This is a genomic window from Morococcus cerebrosus (genome assembly GCF_022749515.1).
In the GTDB taxonomy this organism is placed as follows: Bacteria; Pseudomonadota; Gammaproteobacteria; order Burkholderiales; family Neisseriaceae; genus Neisseria; species Neisseria cerebrosa.
Window position 1 is genome coordinate 2,059,891 of the sequence record NZ_CP094242.1, and the last position, 15,569, is coordinate 2,075,459.

The window sequence follows — 15,569 nt, forward strand, 5'->3', positions numbered from 1 at the left end:
AACACTTATTTCGCCTCGCGGTATTCTGCATCCGCTTTTTCAAAACGTTCTTGGATTTCACGAGACGGCTCTTTGTCGACAAGTGAAACGATAATAGCGACCACCAAGCAGGCAATGAAGCCGGGGACGATTTCGTACATGGTCAAAAGACCGGTTTCATGTGCTGCCAAAGCAGGTTTTTTGACCCACTCCGCCCACGCCACCACAGTCAGCGCGCCGGCAATCATGCCCGACAAAGCGCCGTATGCCGTGATGCGTTTCCACAATACCGACAGAATCACAATCGGACCGAACGCCGCGCCGAAGCCTGCCCACGCATAAGACACCAAGCCCAAAACTTTGCTTTCGGGGTCGGACGCAATCAGGATGGAGATCACAGCAATCGCCAACACCATCAGACGACCCACCCACACCAGCTCTTTTTGCGGCGCATTTTTACGCAAAAAGCCTTTGTAGAAGTCTTCGGTAATCGCGCTGGAGCAAACCAAAAGCTGGCAAGACAAAGTGGACATGACCGCCGCCAAAATCGCGCTCAAAATAATGCCTGCAATCCAAGGGTTGAACAATAAAGTAGAAAGCGCGATGAAGATACGTTCGTGGTTGCCATGCATGGAAGCGGTTTGGTCGGGATTGGCACCAAAATACGCAATGCCGAAATAGCCGACCGCCACTGCGCCTGCCAGACACAACACCATCCAAGTCATACCGATGCGGCGTGCGGACACCAGTGATTTCGCGCTTTCAGCCGCCATAAAGCGCGCCAAAATGTGCGGCTGACCGAAATAGCCCAAGCCCCATGCGGCGGTGGAAATTATGCCGATGACGGTCGTGCCGGCAAGCAGGCTGTTATATTCTTTGCCCGTACCTGCGGCAACGCTTTGAATCGCGGCAGACATTTGATCTGCACCACCCAGACCCAGATACACCATTACCGGCGTCAAAATCAGCGCAAAAATCATCAAAGAAGCTTGCAGCGTATCCGTCCAGCTTACCGCCAAAAAGCCGCCCAAGAAGGTATAGGCAATGGTCGCACCCGCACCCAGCCACATCGCCTGATTGTAAGTCATGCCTTCAAACAGGCTTTGGAACAAAGTTGCACCCGCCACAATGCCCGAAGCACAATAAATCGTGAAGAAAAACAAGATAATCAGCGCGGAAACCACTTTCATCAAATGTCCGCCCGCGCCGAAGCGGTGGAAGAAATAATCAGGCAGCGTCAGCGCATTGTTGGCATATTCGGTATGTACGCGCAGACGGCCCGCCACCAAAAGCCAGTTGAAATACGCGCCGATCACCAAACCGATGGCAATCCAAGCCTCATTCAAACCGCTCAAATAAATCGCGCCGGGCAAACCCATCAAAAGCCAGCCCGACATATCGGACGCACCCGCCGACATCGCCGTAACAAACGGACCCAAGCTGCGCCCGCCCAAAATATAATCATCGAAATTGCGCGTGGAGAAATACGCGGCCAGACCAATCAAGAGAACGGCAATCAGATAGATTGCAAAAGTGATATACATGGGATTCATGTACTATTCCTCATCTAAAACTTCAAAATCACGGGCTGATGAAATTGCAGGCAATCCACGCCCAAACATTTTTCTAATTAAAATACAGCGGAAATTCTCGCGTTTTTACGGATACGCGGAACAAATCATTTTCAATTACAACAAGATAAGTAAAAAAATCCTATTGATTTGTAAATAATCCAATCCAGCATACCGTAAAAATTCCCACTTGCAAAGGCAGCGCAAACAGGTTCACCGCACAATGCGGACACGCCAATCAAAATACCATGTAAAACAAAATATTATGAAAATCTATTAAAAAATCTTGTTTTCAAACCTTGAAACTATCTTTCCTAATACCAAAACAATCCGCACAATTTTTCAGTAGTTAAACAACACCCAAAACGGACCAACCCAAATTCCGCCTTAAAACCACCTTGCTTCATTTTCAGACGACCTTTTCAAAAACCAGCCCGCCAACGGCCTGCCGTTTCCTATATAATCCCCGCATTACCGACTGTCGCGCACTATATCGTCATGAAACGGCTCAAACGCATCAAAACCATCCTCCGCACGCTTTACCTCTACCGCCTCGCCGAGCTGTTTGCCGTGCTTGTCCGTCCGGGCTGGGCGCGGACGCTGTTGAAAATGCTGCCGCAGTCGTCTGAATTGGAAAACGAACCGCCTGCCGTCCGCCTGCGCCTTGCCCTAGAAAACCTGGGGCCGATTTTCATCAAATTCGGACAGGTTCTCTCCACACGCCCTGATTTGATTCCGCATGATTACGCGGTCGAACTGGCAAAGCTGCAAGACCAAGTCCCGCCGTTTGACGCGCAGCTTTCACGCTCGCAAATCGAAAAATCGCTGGGGCAATCCATCGAAACGCTGTACGCGGAATTTGAAACCGAACCCGTCGCCAGCGCGTCCATCGCCCAAGTACACAAAGCCCGCCTGCATTCGGGCGAACAAGTGGCGGTCAAAGTTTTGCGCCCCAACCTTTTGCCCGTGATCGAACAAGATTTGTCGCTGATGCGCTTCGGCGCAGCTTGGGTCGAGCGTCTGTTTGCCGACGGCAAGCGTTTGAAACCGCGCGAAGTAGTGGCGGAATTCGACAAATATCTGCATGACGAGTTGGACTTGATGCGCGAAGCCGCCAATGCCAGCCAGCTCGGTCGCAACTTCCAAAACAGCAATATGCTGATTGTGCCCAAGGTATTTTACGACTACTGCACCAGCGACGTACTGACCATCGAATGGATGGACGGCACGCCCGTATCGGAAATTGCCAAACTCAAAGCCGACGGCATCGATTTGCACAAACTTGCCGATTACGGCGTGGAAATCTTCTTCACACAAGTCTTCCGAGACGGATTTTTCCATGCTGATATGCACCCCGGCAACATTCTGGTTGCCGCCGACAACCGCTACATCGCCCTCGATTTCGGCATCGTCGGCACGCTGACCGACTACGACAAACGCTATCTCGCCATCAACTTCCTCGCCTTTTTCAACCGCGATTACCACCGCGTCGCCACCGCCCACATCGAATCGGGCTGGGTGCCCGCCGACACGCGCGCGGAAGAATTGGAAGCCGCCGTCCGCGCCGTGTGCGAACCGGTGTTCAACAAACCGATTTCACAAATTTCCTTCGGCTTGGTGCTGATGCGCCTGTTTGAAGTCAGCCGCCGCTTCAATGTCGAAATCCAGCCGCAGCTTGTGTTGTTGCAAAAAACGCTGCTCAACATCGAAGGCTTGGGACGGCAGCTTGATCCCGATTTGGACCTGTGGAAAACCGCCAAACCGTTTTTGGTGAAATGGATGAACGAACAGGTCGGCCCCAAAGCCCTTTGGCGCAACCTCAAAAACGAAGCCCCCGACTGGGCGCAAATCATCCCTTCCCTGCCCCGCAAAATCAGCGCGCTGGTTGACGAAAACCGCCAACAGGAAATGCGCGATGCCTATATCCATTTGGTCAAAGTACAGCAGCGGCAAAGCATGTGGCTGGGCGTGATTGCGATTGTGTTGCTGCTGATTTTGCTGTTTGATTAAAAATCTATATACACAAAAGGTCGTCTGAAAACGAAATAGTGGTTTTAGAAAAACTCGCTATCCGCATTTTCAGACGACCTTTTATTATGAATTTGCATAAAACGCACATCTCAACCGTAGCGTGGGCTCCGCCCACGAAAATCAGGATATTTTGCCCCTCGTCCCAAACAAAATTGACCAACATAATTTCTCGTGGGCAAAGCCCACGCTACTTTTCTACTCGTTACCAAGGTCGTCTGAAAACACGGATTGCAGCCAGGCAAGCCCGCTATGACCGTTTTCAGACGACCTTCTATTGCGAGTTTGGATAAAATACCCGCCGCACCCGTAGCGTGGGCTCCGCCCACGAAAATCAGATATTTTGCCCCTCGTCCCAAACAAAATTGACCAACATAATTTCTCGCGGGCAAAGCCCACGCTACTTTTCCACTCGTTACCAAGGTCGTCTGAAAACGCCAAACCGTTCTCACCGTATAAAACCACGCTTTTCAGACGACCTTTACAGTTTTTGAGTCATTCCCCGATATGCTATAATCCGCCGTTAAACTTTTATCTTTTCAGGAAAAACCATGAGCTTGAAATGCGGCATCGTCGGCCTGCCCAACGTCGGCAAATCCACCCTCTTTAACGCGCTGACCCAATCGGGCATCGAAGCGGCGAACTATCCCTTCTGCACCATCGAACCCAACGTCGGCATCGTCGAAGTGCCCGACCCGCGCATGGCGGAGCTGGCGAAAATCGTCAATCCGCAAAAAATGCAGCCCGCCATCGTCGAGTTCGTCGATATTGCCGGTTTGGTTGCAGGTGCAAGCAAAGGCGAAGGCTTGGGCAACCAGTTCCTCGCCAACATCCGCGAAACCGACGCCATTGTCAACGTCGTGCGCTGCTTTGACGACGACAACATCGTCCACGTTTCCGGCAAAGTCGATCCGATTGCCGACATCGAAACCATCGGCACCGAATTGGCACTTGCCGATCTCGCCAGCGTCGAAAAAGCCATCGTCCGCGAAGAGAAACGCGCCCGCTCAGGCGACAAAGACGCGCAAAAACTGGTCGAACTGTGCAAAAAACTGCTGCCGCATCTGGACGAAGGCAAACCCGTCCGCTCCTTCGGTTTGGACGCAGAAGAACTCGCCATGCTCAAACCGCTGTTCCTGCTCACCGCCAAACCCGCCATGTACGTCGGCAACGTTGCCGAAGACGGTTTTGAAAACAATCCGCACCTCGACCGCCTGAAAGAATTGGCTGAAAAAGAAAACGCCCCCGTCGTTGCCGTTTGCGCCGCGATGGAGAGCGAAATCGCCGAATTGGAAGAAGACGAAAAAGCCGAATTCCTCGCTGAAATGGGCTTGGAAGAACCCGGCCTGAACCGCCTGATTCGTGCCGGCTACAATCTCTTGGGCCTGCAAACCTACTTCACCGCCGGCGTCAAAGAAGTCCGCGCTTGGACCATCCACAAAGGCGACACCGCCCCGCAAGCCGCCGGTGTCATCCACACCGACTTCGAACGCGGCTTCATCCGCGCCCAAGTCATTTCCTACGACGACTTTGTCTCACTCGGCGGCGAAGCCAAAGCCAAAGAAGCCGGCAAAATGCGCGTGGAAGGCAAGGAATATGTCGTGCAGGACGGGGATGTGATGCACTTCCTGTTTAACGTATAAACCCAATGCAACAGGTTTTCAGACGACCTCCCGATACTTTTTGAGTCGGGCAAGGTCGTCTGAAACCTGTTCTGAACAATTATTCGGGTTCACCTTGCCATGGAAATGGAAGCGTATAAAAACTCAAACCCGATTAAGCCCTATCTCATTAATTATAAAAATAAAATATTAAATCCACATCTTAAAACTATCACCTGAGTTTTCAATCTAACTACCCAATCAACCCGACGCCATCAACAATTATTCTAAAGCAGCCTACCCACACACTCCATACCTGATTTGAGTAACCAACCGTAATCCGATATACCATTAACCCTTATCAAAATTATCTTTCAGACGACCTCTGCATTGCCGGCTCTATTTAAAGTAAAAATATTATGAGTAAAGTCTTATCTTACCGTCCTGACATTGATACATTGCGCGCCATGGCCGTCTTATCCGTCGTAGCTTTCCATATCGAAAAGAACTGGTTGCCGGGCGGTTTTCTCGGTGTCGATATTTTCTTCGTGATTTCAGGCTTTTTGATTACGATGATTATCCATCGTGAAATGAGTCAGGGAATTTTCTCTTTTAAAACGTTTTATATCCGCCGCATCAAACGGATTCTGCCTGCATTTTTTGCCGTATTAACAGCAACTCTGATAGGCGGCTTTCTTTTATTCACCAAAGATGATTTCTTTCTTTTGTGGAAGTCCGCAGTGGCTGCTTTAGGTTTCGCATCCAATCTGTATTTCGCAAAAGGACAAGGCTATTTCGATCCGGCACAGGAAGAAAAGCCTCTGCTCCATATCTGGTCTTTATCGGTCGAAGAACAATACTACTTTGTCTTTCCGATATTGCTGCTGCTCGTCGTCCGCAAAAGCTGGCGCGTTCAGTTTGGCTTTCTCATCGCGTTATGTGTGTTAAGCCTTGCCGCTTCCTTTATGCCTTCTTCACTGGATAAATATTACCTCCCCCATCTGCGTGCCTGCGAAATGCTGGTCGGGTCGTTAACCGCCGTATGGATGCAATATCAACAACAGCAGAAACTTTCTATCGGCAAACAATATGCTGCCGCAGGTACTTTATTTTCCGTCTGCATACTGTTTGTCTGTCTGTTTGCCTACACGGAACAAACCGCTTATTTTCCAGGCCCTGCCGCTTTGATTCCTTGCCTGGCTTCGGCAGCACTGATTTATTTCAATCATTTCGACCACCCGCTTAAAAAATTTTTCCAATGGAAAATCACCGTTGCCATCGGCTTGATTTCCTATTCACTTTATCTGTGGCATTGGCCTATATTGGCCTTTATGCGCTATATCGGTCCGGACAACCTGCCTCCTTATTCAACAGCGGCAGCGATCGTCCTGATGGTGGTACTTTCCTTGATTTCTTATTTCTGCATAGAAAAACCGTTTAAAAATTGGAAAGGCTCGTTTGTACAATCTGCCTCGTGGATTTATGCCCTCCCCATGCTGATTTTGACCGTAGGCTCTTTTTTCGCGATGAAGTTGCCGTTTATGGCGCAATATGACCGTATGGGATTGGCACGCTCCTACACTTCCTGTCATAACAATACCGACAAACAATGCCTTTGGGGAGATACGGAAAAACAGCCGGAATTACTGATTTTGGGCGACTCTCACGCCGACCAATACAAAACATTCTTTGACGCCGTGGGCAAAAAAGAAAAATGGTCTGCCACCATGGTTTCTGCCGACAGTTGCGCCTATGTAGAAGGCTACTCAGCCCGAGTGTTCAAACAAAATGCCTCCTGTCGTGCCTTTTATCAGTATGCAAAAGAGCATCTGCCTCGATATTCAAAAGTGCTTTTGGCCATGCGCTGGGGCAACCAAATGCCGGAAAACAGCAATTCTATTTCTTATGATGCTGATTTCTTTCAAAAATTCGACACCATGCTGCAAACACTATCTTCTGAGAAACAAATTGTTTACCTCATGACGGACAACCAAACCTTGTCTTACAACGCCCTGCGCGCCTATATGCTGTCTTCCCGTATACCGGGTTACCGCCAAAACCTGCATTCGGACGATGAAGCGACCACGAAAGGCAATCTCCGTATTAGGGAACTGGCAGCCAAATATCCTAATGTCCATATCATCGATGCCGCAGCCCTTATCCCGAAAGATTTTAAAATCGACGGATTGCCAGTTTACTCGGATAAAGACCATATCAACCCTTACGGAGGAATAGAATTGGCGAAGCGTTTTTCCAAAGAGAATAAACTCCTCGATACGCACCATAGCCATTGATCCGATTAAATTTGTTACAATTAGCGGTTTGCAAAACCGCTAATTTTTTGAAAGATACCGATGAGCGTCATCCAAGACCTACAATCGCGCGGCCTTATCGCGCAAACTACCGACATCGAAGCCTTAGACGCTTTGTTAAACGAACAAAAAATCTCCCTCTACTGCGGTTTCGACCCGACCGCCGACAGCCTGCATATCGGCCATTTGCTGCCCGTATTGGCATTGCGCCGTTTCCAACAGGCAGGACATACGCCGATTGCTTTGGTGGGCGGCGCGACCGGTATGATCGGCGACCCCAGCTTCAAAGCGGTGGAGCGCAGCTTGAATTCCGCCGAAACCGTTGCAGGCTGGGTAGAAAGCATCCGCAACCAACTGAAACCGTTTTTGAGCTTTGAAGGCGAAAACGCCGCCATTATGGCGAACAATGCCGACTGGTTCGGCAGCATGAACTGCCTCGACTTCCTGCGCGACATCGGCAAACATTTTTCCGTCAACGCCATGCTGAACAAGGAATCCGTCAAACAGCGTATCGAGCGCGACGATGTGGGCATTTCCTTCACCGAGTTCGCCTACTCCCTGCTGCAAGGCTACGACTTTGCCGAATTGAACAAGCGTCATGGCGCGGTTTTGGAAATCGGCGGCTCCGACCAATGGGGCAACATCACCGCCGGTATCGACTTGACACGTCGTCTGAATCAAAAACAAGTATTCGGTCTGACCCTGCCGCTGGTCACCAAATCCGACGGCACCAAATTCGGCAAAACCGAAGGCGGCGCGGTATGGCTGAACGCGAAGAAAACCTCGCCGTATCAGTTCTACCAGTTCTGGCTGAAAGTTGCCGATGCCGATGTATATAAATTCCTGAAATACTTCACCTTCCTGTCCATCGAAGAAATCGACGCCATCGAAGCGAAAGACAAAGCCAGTGGCACCAAACCCGAAGCGCAACGCATCCTCGCCGAAGAAATGACCCACCTGATTCACGGCGAAGCCGCCCTGCAAGCCGCGCAGCGCATTTCTGAAAGCCTGTTTGCCGAAGACCAAAGCAGCCTGACTGAAAGCGACTTCGAGCAGCTTGCCCTCGACGGTCTGCCCGCATTTGAAGTTTCAGACGACCTCAACGTCGTTGAAGCCTTAGTCAAAACCGGCTTGGCATCTTCCAACAAAGAAGCGCGCGGTTTTGTGAACAGCAAAGCGGTATTGCTCAACGGACAAGCCGCCGAACTGAACAATCCGAACCACGCTACCGAACGCCCCGACGATGCCTATCTGCTGACCGATGCGCACAAACGCTTCGGCAAATACACCATCGTACGGCGCGGCAAACGCAACCACGCGCTCTTGGTTTGGAAATAAACCTTAAATGACAAAGGTCGTCTGAAAACACTTTTCAGACGACCTTTCCCATATTTCACCAAATAACTCAATCCTTCACTTTAAAATGTAACCAGGCAACCTGCTCCTGTTCCAAATATTTGATTGTTTCACCAATATTCTTTACAGGAGGCGGATGGTCACCGACAACAATGACTTCTACCCCCTTCATCTCCGGGCGTTTGACCAATTCTGCCAAGCCGTCGAAAAATTGAGTATGCAAACTGAAATTACGGCATAAATCTGTATCGGTAGGCAGGCCATATTGCTCACACTGCAAACGATGGTCAAACAAATCCGATTCAGGATAATCCGCATGGCTGGTCAGCGTCATCCAATAGAATAACCCTTTGTTATATTTTCCAAAGAATGATGAAACCTCATCAAACAACACACTGTCGCATACCCCGCCAAATGCCGAGCAAGTCTTTTTACCGATCATATTTTCGGCTGTTTTTACCTCCTCAAAACCTGCTTTCGGATACCAACTGAAGCGATCATAAAGCGCGCTGCTCGCCCCATGCAGGGCAAAGGTCCGATAGCCTTCTTTCTTCATAAGATTGGGCAGGCATTGGGCAAACTTCTCATCCGGAGCGCGGCGCAACCCAAAACCATGTACCCTGCTGTAAGAACAAAGCTCCCGCATCTCACCCTCCACAGTCGCTCCGATAAAATTAAAACTGCCGCCTTCCCAAACCGAAAAACGATCTTTTTGCTCCGATAACTTAGCAAGTACCGCATCCTGCAAAGCCTGCTTGTCGGGCTGTCCCCAAGATTCTGCAACTATCATAAGAATCTTGTCCGATTGTGGCTTCAGCAAATGCGATGCCGCCCTTTGCTGATTTTTCAAAGGCATAAATACAGGACTATGTAACCCCTGTCTGATAAATTCAGCATTCTGGCTGCTCGAATAAAGCAGATACTGACTTTTCGCATAATAAAAATTATTCGCCCCGAAAAGATTAAACTGCGCCGAACGCTCGTAATACTGCAAATGCCCGGTAAAATAAGCCGCAATCAAAAGCGGAGCAACCAATACCGAAACATGGAAAAAATCAGTTTTATCAGCCGTTTTGGACAAGATCAAAGGCATCAGCAAAAAATACAACAGCAAACTGCCCGTCAATACCTGATAAAGCAAAGGTGCCTTCATAATAAAGGGCGCAAGGTATATAGCCCCCAGCAAATCCATAAACGGGAACTGCTGCATCACCAGCATCAACACATCAAACAGCAGCGCAACCCAAAAAAGCAGCACCCCCGCCCATTTGGCGGGTTTCCACCCGAGCGCAAACAAAACCGCCGCTGCAATATAATCCATATTGATAATCGGACGCGCCGTTCCTGTAAGTCCTGCCAAAATCCAAAAAAGCAGATTCGGCAATACAACGAGCAATAGCGCATAAGCAAAATACTTCAGACGCAGCGACGGCAATCTAATTTGCTTTGATAAGAGAGAAGAAGGCTCCATCAGCAAACCCCTAGAAAAATCAATAATGATGAAAAAACGAAGCAAACGCCATGCCAAACAATATAGTGGATTAAATTTAAATCAGGACAAGGCGACGAAGCCGCAGACAGTACAGATAGTACGGAACCGATTCACTTGGTGCTTCAGCACCTTAGAGAATCGTTCTCTTTGAGCTAAGGCGAGGCAACGCCGTACCGGTTTAAAGTTAATCCACTATAAAACAGGGAACAAGAAGCATCCTCGACCATGTAAAAGGTCGTCTGAAAACACTTTCAGACGACCTTTTAGCAGATTAGCTTTTCAAACCCCACATTGCGGATATTCAAATTTTGTTGGGCAGCATCTGCGTGCCTCAACTGTAGTGTGGGCTTTGCCCACGAATCATGCCGAAATTTTAGACGACCTTTTCTCTGATATCATCCGTGGGCAAAGCCCACGCTACGCCGCTTTGTCGCCAGAGGCACGCACCCATGCAACGCAGCAGCCGTATAGGTGCAGCCACACACGCTATTGGCAGAAATACGACCCGCGGCTTGTTCTAAGGCGTTTTTTTCGTTCCAGTCTTACAAGAAACAGGAAGGAAATATTCGTCCATTGTGCCGCTGCAAGACCATACGGTATTACCCACAGCATTTTGACCCGGCTTCAGCTTAGAAAAACTTGGAATCAGGTAAATTTCTTTTCCCTTGATCGGTACTGCTGCCTTCTGCCCAATACCCGCGACAATCGTACCATCTCCTTCAATACGGACAATATTCACATAATTTCCCGCATCCTTTTTTTGAGGGACGGTTACCGTAATCGGCAAACTTCCCTTATCGGCAAAAGCCTCCTCAACTTCCGTCTTCATACTGGCAGCCAGCATAATACCCTCGCCAACTTGGGCGCGGGCAACATAATTTTGATACGCAGGAAGAGCAACCATCGCAAGAATTCCAATGATTCCAATAACTATCATGAGTTCTATTAATGTAAAACCTGCTTGTCGGATAGATAACTTATTATTATGTGGGCTCATCGGTTTTCCCGTGATATAAATTTATTCTTTATAAATATGAGACAAGACGGATAAATCCGTCTTGTCTTTTTTAAGCTTTCAATTTACCTGTCGAATTAATTGTTACCTGTTGCAGGTGTTGCAACATCAGGGCGGCAGGCAGCAGGACGGTATTTGGTATCGATAGTACCACCGCAAGTCCACGTGAAAGAACCAGGATTTTTAGCAGCAGAAGCAGCTGCTGCAGAAGTTGCCGGAGTTAAAGTCAACGTTTTGCTCGTCAAAGCAGAGTTAACATTTTTGGCTTTCATGGTAGCAGTAATAACACCGTTTCCACCAATGGCAACAGAGTCTACATATTTACCGGTAATCTTAGAGGAAGCAGCTACGCCGGCAGCTTCATTAGACGTAGGATAAGCACCTTTATCGGCAAAGTATTCGATTACGGCAGCTTTTTGACCTTCAGCCAAAGAGAATGCTTCAGAAACTTGGGCACGGGCGGTGTAGTCTTGGTAAGCAGGCAGAGCGATAACTGCCAGAATACCGATAATTGCGATTACGATCATCAATTCGATCAGGGTGAAACCTTTTTGGATTGCTTTCATTTAATAAACTCCAGTTTAAAAAGTGTTGTGAATAAAAAAATGTTTGTTGTTAAAAAATCCGTAATGTGTTTGGCTCTGCTTGTTTATGAGTAAAACCATCAAGTAGAAGGAATATACAGCTTCCCGGTTCGGGCTTCGTTGCTTCGTTTCCCTTGCCGGACGTAATGTATCAAGCAGGGGATGTGCCAAGTCTGGATTTTTTTGGATTTTTTGTGAAAATATTTTGTAATTTTATGTTTTTAATAGGTTTAAATTTGTTTTGAAGGATTTTTCGGGCAGATTTTGGCTTTTTTATGACGTGGGATTTTTTGGGGGGATATGACGTGTTTTGTCATTTTTGAGAAGAAAAGGGAAACGTTTTATGTCATATGACGCATTTCGTCACTTTCATACCTATTTTAATAATATTGAAATGGATTTGATAAGCGGTATCGTTTTTAGATAAGCGGTATTTTGAAGTTTTTTATATTTTTAATATGATGATTTTATGTTATTTTTTTATACAAATTTGATAGGCGGATTTTAATTCGGATAAACGGTAATTTTCAAAATCGAATTATAGATATTTAGTTTATTTTTGAACGTTTGATTTGACTAAAAACGTCGTCTGAAAATATGGCGGGTTTCGCCGGTAAAACATAAACGCCCTGTCGAGACCAATATTTCTGCAAACCGCATCCGTGGGCAAAGCCCATACTGCGGTAATCGCTGAATATTTCTGAAAATCAAAGGTCTGGATTCCCGCCTGCGCGGGAATGACGGCGCGGCTGGCAGGGATGTGGGAACTGTTTTTTTCAGACGACTTGCGGGTATCTGCAATCGGCATCCGTAGCGTGGGCTTTGCCCGCGAGAATATATAAAGACCCGCCGCAACTGATATTTCTGCAAACCATATTCGTGGGCAAAGCCCACGCTACGTCCATCGTTGAATATTTCTGAAAGCCGTAGGTCTGGATTCCCGCCTGCGCGGGAATGACGGCGCGGCTGGCAAGAGATATGAGAGGAATTTTTCAGACGACTTTATAGATTTCCGCAAGCAACTGCCGTAGCGTGGGCTTTGCCCGCGAAAATATATAAGAGACCCGCCGCAACTGATATTTCTGCAAACCATATCTGTGGGTAAAGTCCATACTGCGGTAATCGTTGAATATTTCTGAAAGCCGTAGGTCTGGATTCCCGCCTGCGCGGGAATGACGGTGTAGCAGGCAGGAATGTGGGGACTGTTTTCATAGGTAAAAATAGTGGGATTGGATTTTCAGATGACCTCACACGCCCAAATACCCTTCCCTGCTGGCAAGCCACCTTGCCAGATGCGCTTCGACGATTTCGGGGTTTTGTTCAATCAGCAAGGGGGCGATTTCGCGCGCCTGTTCCAAGAGATGCAGGTCTTCTTCGAGGTTGGCGAAGCGCAGCATGGGGACGCCGCTTTGTCGCGCGCCGAGAAATTCGCCGGGGCCGCGGATGTTGAGGTCTTGGCGGGCGATTTCGAAGCCATCGGTGTGTTCGTAGATGACTTTCAGCCGCGCTTTGGCGAGTTCGCTCAAGGGTTCGGCAAACAGGAGGACACACACGCTTTCCGCCGCGCCGCGCCCTACCCGTCCGCGTAATTGATGCAGCTGCGCCAAGCCCATGCGCTCGGCGTGTTCGATCACCATCAGGGCGGCATTGGGCACATCTACGCCGACTTCGATGACGGTGGTGGCGACCAAGACGTTCAGACGGCCTGCGGCAAACTGAGCCATGACTTCGGCTTTTTCGGCGGCTTTCATGCGCCCGTGTACCAAGCCGATGTTGAGTTCGGGCAAGGCTGCCTGAAGCTGCTCGAGGGTTTCAGTGGCGGTTTGCAGTTGCAGGGTTTCGCTTTCTTCAATCAGCGGGCAGACCCAGTATGCCTGCTGCCCTTTGCGGCAGATGTTGAGGACGAAGCCTTCGACTTCGGCGCGGCGGACGTTGTTGACGAGGCGGGTTTTAATCGGGGTGCGCCCGGGCGGCAATTCGTCGATGACGGACACGTCTAAGTCAGCGAAGAAACTCATGGCGAGCGTGCGCGGGATGGGTGTGGCGGACATCATCAGCTGGTGGACGTCGCGCCCTTTGTTTTTGAGGGCGAGGCGTTGGGCGACGCCGAAGCGGTGTTGTTCGTCCACAATCACCAAGCCCAGATTTTGAAACTCGACGTCGTCTGAAAACAGGGCGTGCGTGCCGACGGCGATTTTGACGGTGCCGTCGGCGAGTTTGGCTTTGGCTTCGTCTTTGGCTTTTTTGCGCTGGCTGCCGGAGAGCCAGACGACTTCGAGTCCTAAAGGTTCGAGCCATTGTTTGAACTTGATGAAATGCTGTTCGGCAAGGATTTCGGTCGGCGCCATCACAGCCGCCTGCGCGCCGGATTCGATGGCGGTCAGCGCGGACAAGGCGGCGACGATGGTTTTGCCGCTGCCGACATCGCCTTGCAGCAGGCGGTGCATGGGGTGGGTTTGCGCCATGTCGCGGCGGATTTCGGACACGACTCGTTCTTGTGCATCGGTCAGGGCAAACGGTAAGGCGTGGCGCAGGGCTTGGGTCAATGTGCCGTCGCCGCCCAATGCCGCCGCCGTGCCGCTGACACGCTTCTGCCGCGCCAAGCGCATGGAAAGCTGTTGCGCCAAAAGTTCGTCAAATTTGAGCCGTTGCCATGCAGGCAGCGTGCCGTCTGAAAGTTGATGAATGGTGAAACTCGGCGGCGGCGAATGCAAAAGGCGCAGGCTTTCGGCGAGGTGCGGCAGTTTCAGACGACCCAATAAGGCATCGGGCAAGGTGTCGTGCAGCGGCGTAACGTCCAACGCCGTCTGAATGATGCGGCGCAAAGTGGGCTGGTTCAAGCCGTTTACGGTTGGATAAATCGGCGTGAGGCTTTCCGCCAAACCGCTGCCCTCGGCATCGCGGATTTTGGGATGAATCATCTCGTCGCCGTAAAACCCGTGTTTGATTTCGCCCACGGCGCGGATGCGTTTGCCGGCCGCCATCTGCTTCTGATGGCTGGCGTAAAAGTGGATGAAGCGCAGAAAAAGGACGCTGCCGGAACCGTCGGCGATTTGGACAATCAGCTGCTTGCGCGGTTTGAACGTTACTTCCTGATGGATGACCTCGCCCTCGACCTGACACGGCACGCCGATCGGCGCGTCTTTAATCGGCATGATGTGCGTCTCGTCCTCGTAACGCAGCGGCAGATGCAAAACCAAATCCCACGCGGTATGGAGGTTGAGTTTGTCGAGCTTCTTGGCGGAAACGTCGGTAATTTTGAGCTGTTTCTGAGTTTCGGGCGTCATCATGGCTTTGTCCTTTAATGGCGCGTATTTTAGCTGAAAATGTAAGAAGGGGTCGTCTGAAAGGACGTTCAGACGACCTTGGAGGCATTGCACAGGTGGGTTTGATAATTTGCCCATGCCGTCATTCCCGCGCGGGAGGGAATCTCGATTTCGGGGTTTCAGAAAAATTTACAAAGTTGCCATGATTTCAAATCTCTAGATTCCCGCCTGCGCGGGAATAACGGCATAAGGTTTCTATGTAAATCACTATAAACCGTCAAATTTAAGAATCCGTCCACCCCTGCTACTTTCAGACGACCTTGATAAAAAAAGCAACGGATAAACCGTTGCTTTTTTGTTTGACC

The 15,569-nt window shown here is 49.6% G+C and carries 9 protein-coding genes and 1 pseudogene; 5 read left to right on the plus strand and 5 right to left on the minus strand.

Annotated features, from left to right (window positions below):
• Positions 1–5 precede the first annotated feature (5 nt).
• Positions 6–1,532 (minus strand): sodium/proline symporter PutP, encoded by a 1,527-nt coding sequence (gene putP, locus MON37_RS09660; RefSeq protein ID WP_039409650.1) that lies wholly within the window; start codon positions 1,530–1,532, stop codon positions 6–8.
• A gap of 516 nt (positions 1,533–2,048) precedes the next feature.
• On the opposite strand from putP, the gene ubiB reads away from it, so the two are divergent.
• The 4 genes from ubiB to tyrS all read left to right on the plus strand — a co-directional run bounded on the left by ubiB (position 2,049) and on the right by tyrS (position 8,829).
• Positions 2,049–3,560 (plus strand): ubiquinone biosynthesis regulatory protein kinase UbiB, encoded by a 1,512-nt coding sequence (ubiB, locus tag MON37_RS09665; protein ID WP_039409653.1) that lies wholly within the window; start codon positions 2,049–2,051, stop codon positions 3,558–3,560.
• Between the two features lie 569 nt (positions 3,561–4,129).
• A complete protein-coding gene (ychF, locus tag MON37_RS09670) occupies positions 4,130–5,221 on the plus strand; it encodes a redox-regulated ATPase YchF (protein WP_039409657.1) in 1,092 nt (363 codons plus the stop codon).
• Between the two features lie 377 nt (positions 5,222–5,598).
• Complete coding sequence (locus MON37_RS09675) at positions 5,599–7,473, plus strand: acyltransferase family protein (protein ID WP_039409660.1); 1,875 nt, start codon at positions 5,599–5,601, stop codon at positions 7,471–7,473.
• Between the two features lie 60 nt (positions 7,474–7,533).
• A complete protein-coding gene (tyrS, locus tag MON37_RS09680; RefSeq protein WP_039409663.1) occupies positions 7,534–8,829 on the plus strand; it encodes a tyrosine--tRNA ligase in 1,296 nt (431 codons plus the stop codon).
• 67 nt (positions 8,830–8,896) lie between these two features.
• On the opposite strand, the gene MON37_RS09685 is transcribed toward tyrS, so the two are convergent.
• Positions 8,897–10,318, minus strand: coding sequence for a sulfatase-like hydrolase/transferase (locus tag MON37_RS09685; protein WP_039409665.1), 1,422 nt, complete (start codon positions 10,316–10,318; stop codon positions 8,897–8,899).
• A 58-nt stretch (positions 10,319–10,376) separates the two neighbouring features.
• Here MON37_RS09685 and MON37_RS12530 point away from each other — a divergent pair.
• Positions 10,377–10,442, plus strand: a pseudogene (locus MON37_RS12530) (transposase); the annotation flags it as partial.
• 414 nt (positions 10,443–10,856) lie between these two features.
• Here the strand turns inward: MON37_RS12530 and MON37_RS09695 are convergent.
• From MON37_RS09695 to recG, 3 genes are all read right to left on the minus strand, one after another.
• Entirely contained in the window at positions 10,857–11,336 is a 480-nt protein-coding gene (locus MON37_RS09695) for a pilin (protein ID WP_039409668.1), read from the minus strand.
• A 95-nt stretch (positions 11,337–11,431) separates the two neighbouring features.
• A complete protein-coding gene (locus MON37_RS09705; protein WP_039409671.1) occupies positions 11,432–11,920 on the minus strand; it encodes a pilin in 489 nt (162 codons plus the stop codon).
• A 1,265-nt stretch (positions 11,921–13,185) separates the two neighbouring features.
• Positions 13,186–15,228 (minus strand): ATP-dependent DNA helicase RecG, encoded by a 2,043-nt coding sequence (gene recG, locus MON37_RS09710; protein WP_156122153.1) that lies wholly within the window; start codon positions 15,226–15,228, stop codon positions 13,186–13,188.
• Positions 15,229–15,569: the final 341 nt, after the last annotated feature.

Excerpts from the sequence above, each read along its gene's own strand:
- tyrS (WP_039409663.1), top strand. The coding sequence starts at position 7,534 with ATGAGCGTCATCCAAGACCTACAATCGCGCGGCCTTATCGCGCAAACT.
- ychF (WP_039409657.1), top strand. The coding sequence starts at position 4,130 with ATGAGCTTGAAATGCGGCATCGTCGGCCTGCCCAACGTCGGCAAATCC.
- recG (WP_156122153.1), bottom strand. The coding sequence starts at position 15,228 with ATGATGACGCCCGAAACTCAGAAACAGCTCAAAATTACCGACGTTTCC.
- MON37_RS09695 (WP_039409668.1), bottom strand. The coding sequence starts at position 11,336 with ATGAGCCCACATAATAATAAGTTATCTATCCGACAAGCAGGTTTTACA.
- MON37_RS09675 (WP_039409660.1), top strand. The coding sequence starts at position 5,599 with ATGAGTAAAGTCTTATCTTACCGTCCTGACATTGATACATTGCGCGCC.
- MON37_RS09705 (WP_039409671.1), bottom strand. The coding sequence starts at position 11,920 with ATGAAAGCAATCCAAAAAGGTTTCACCCTGATCGAATTGATGATCGTA.
- putP (WP_039409650.1), bottom strand. The coding sequence starts at position 1,532 with ATGAATCCCATGTATATCACTTTTGCAATCTATCTGATTGCCGTTCTC.
- ubiB (WP_039409653.1), top strand. The coding sequence starts at position 2,049 with ATGAAACGGCTCAAACGCATCAAAACCATCCTCCGCACGCTTTACCTC.
- MON37_RS09685 (WP_039409665.1), bottom strand. The coding sequence starts at position 10,318 with ATGGAGCCTTCTTCTCTCTTATCAAAGCAAATTAGATTGCCGTCGCTG.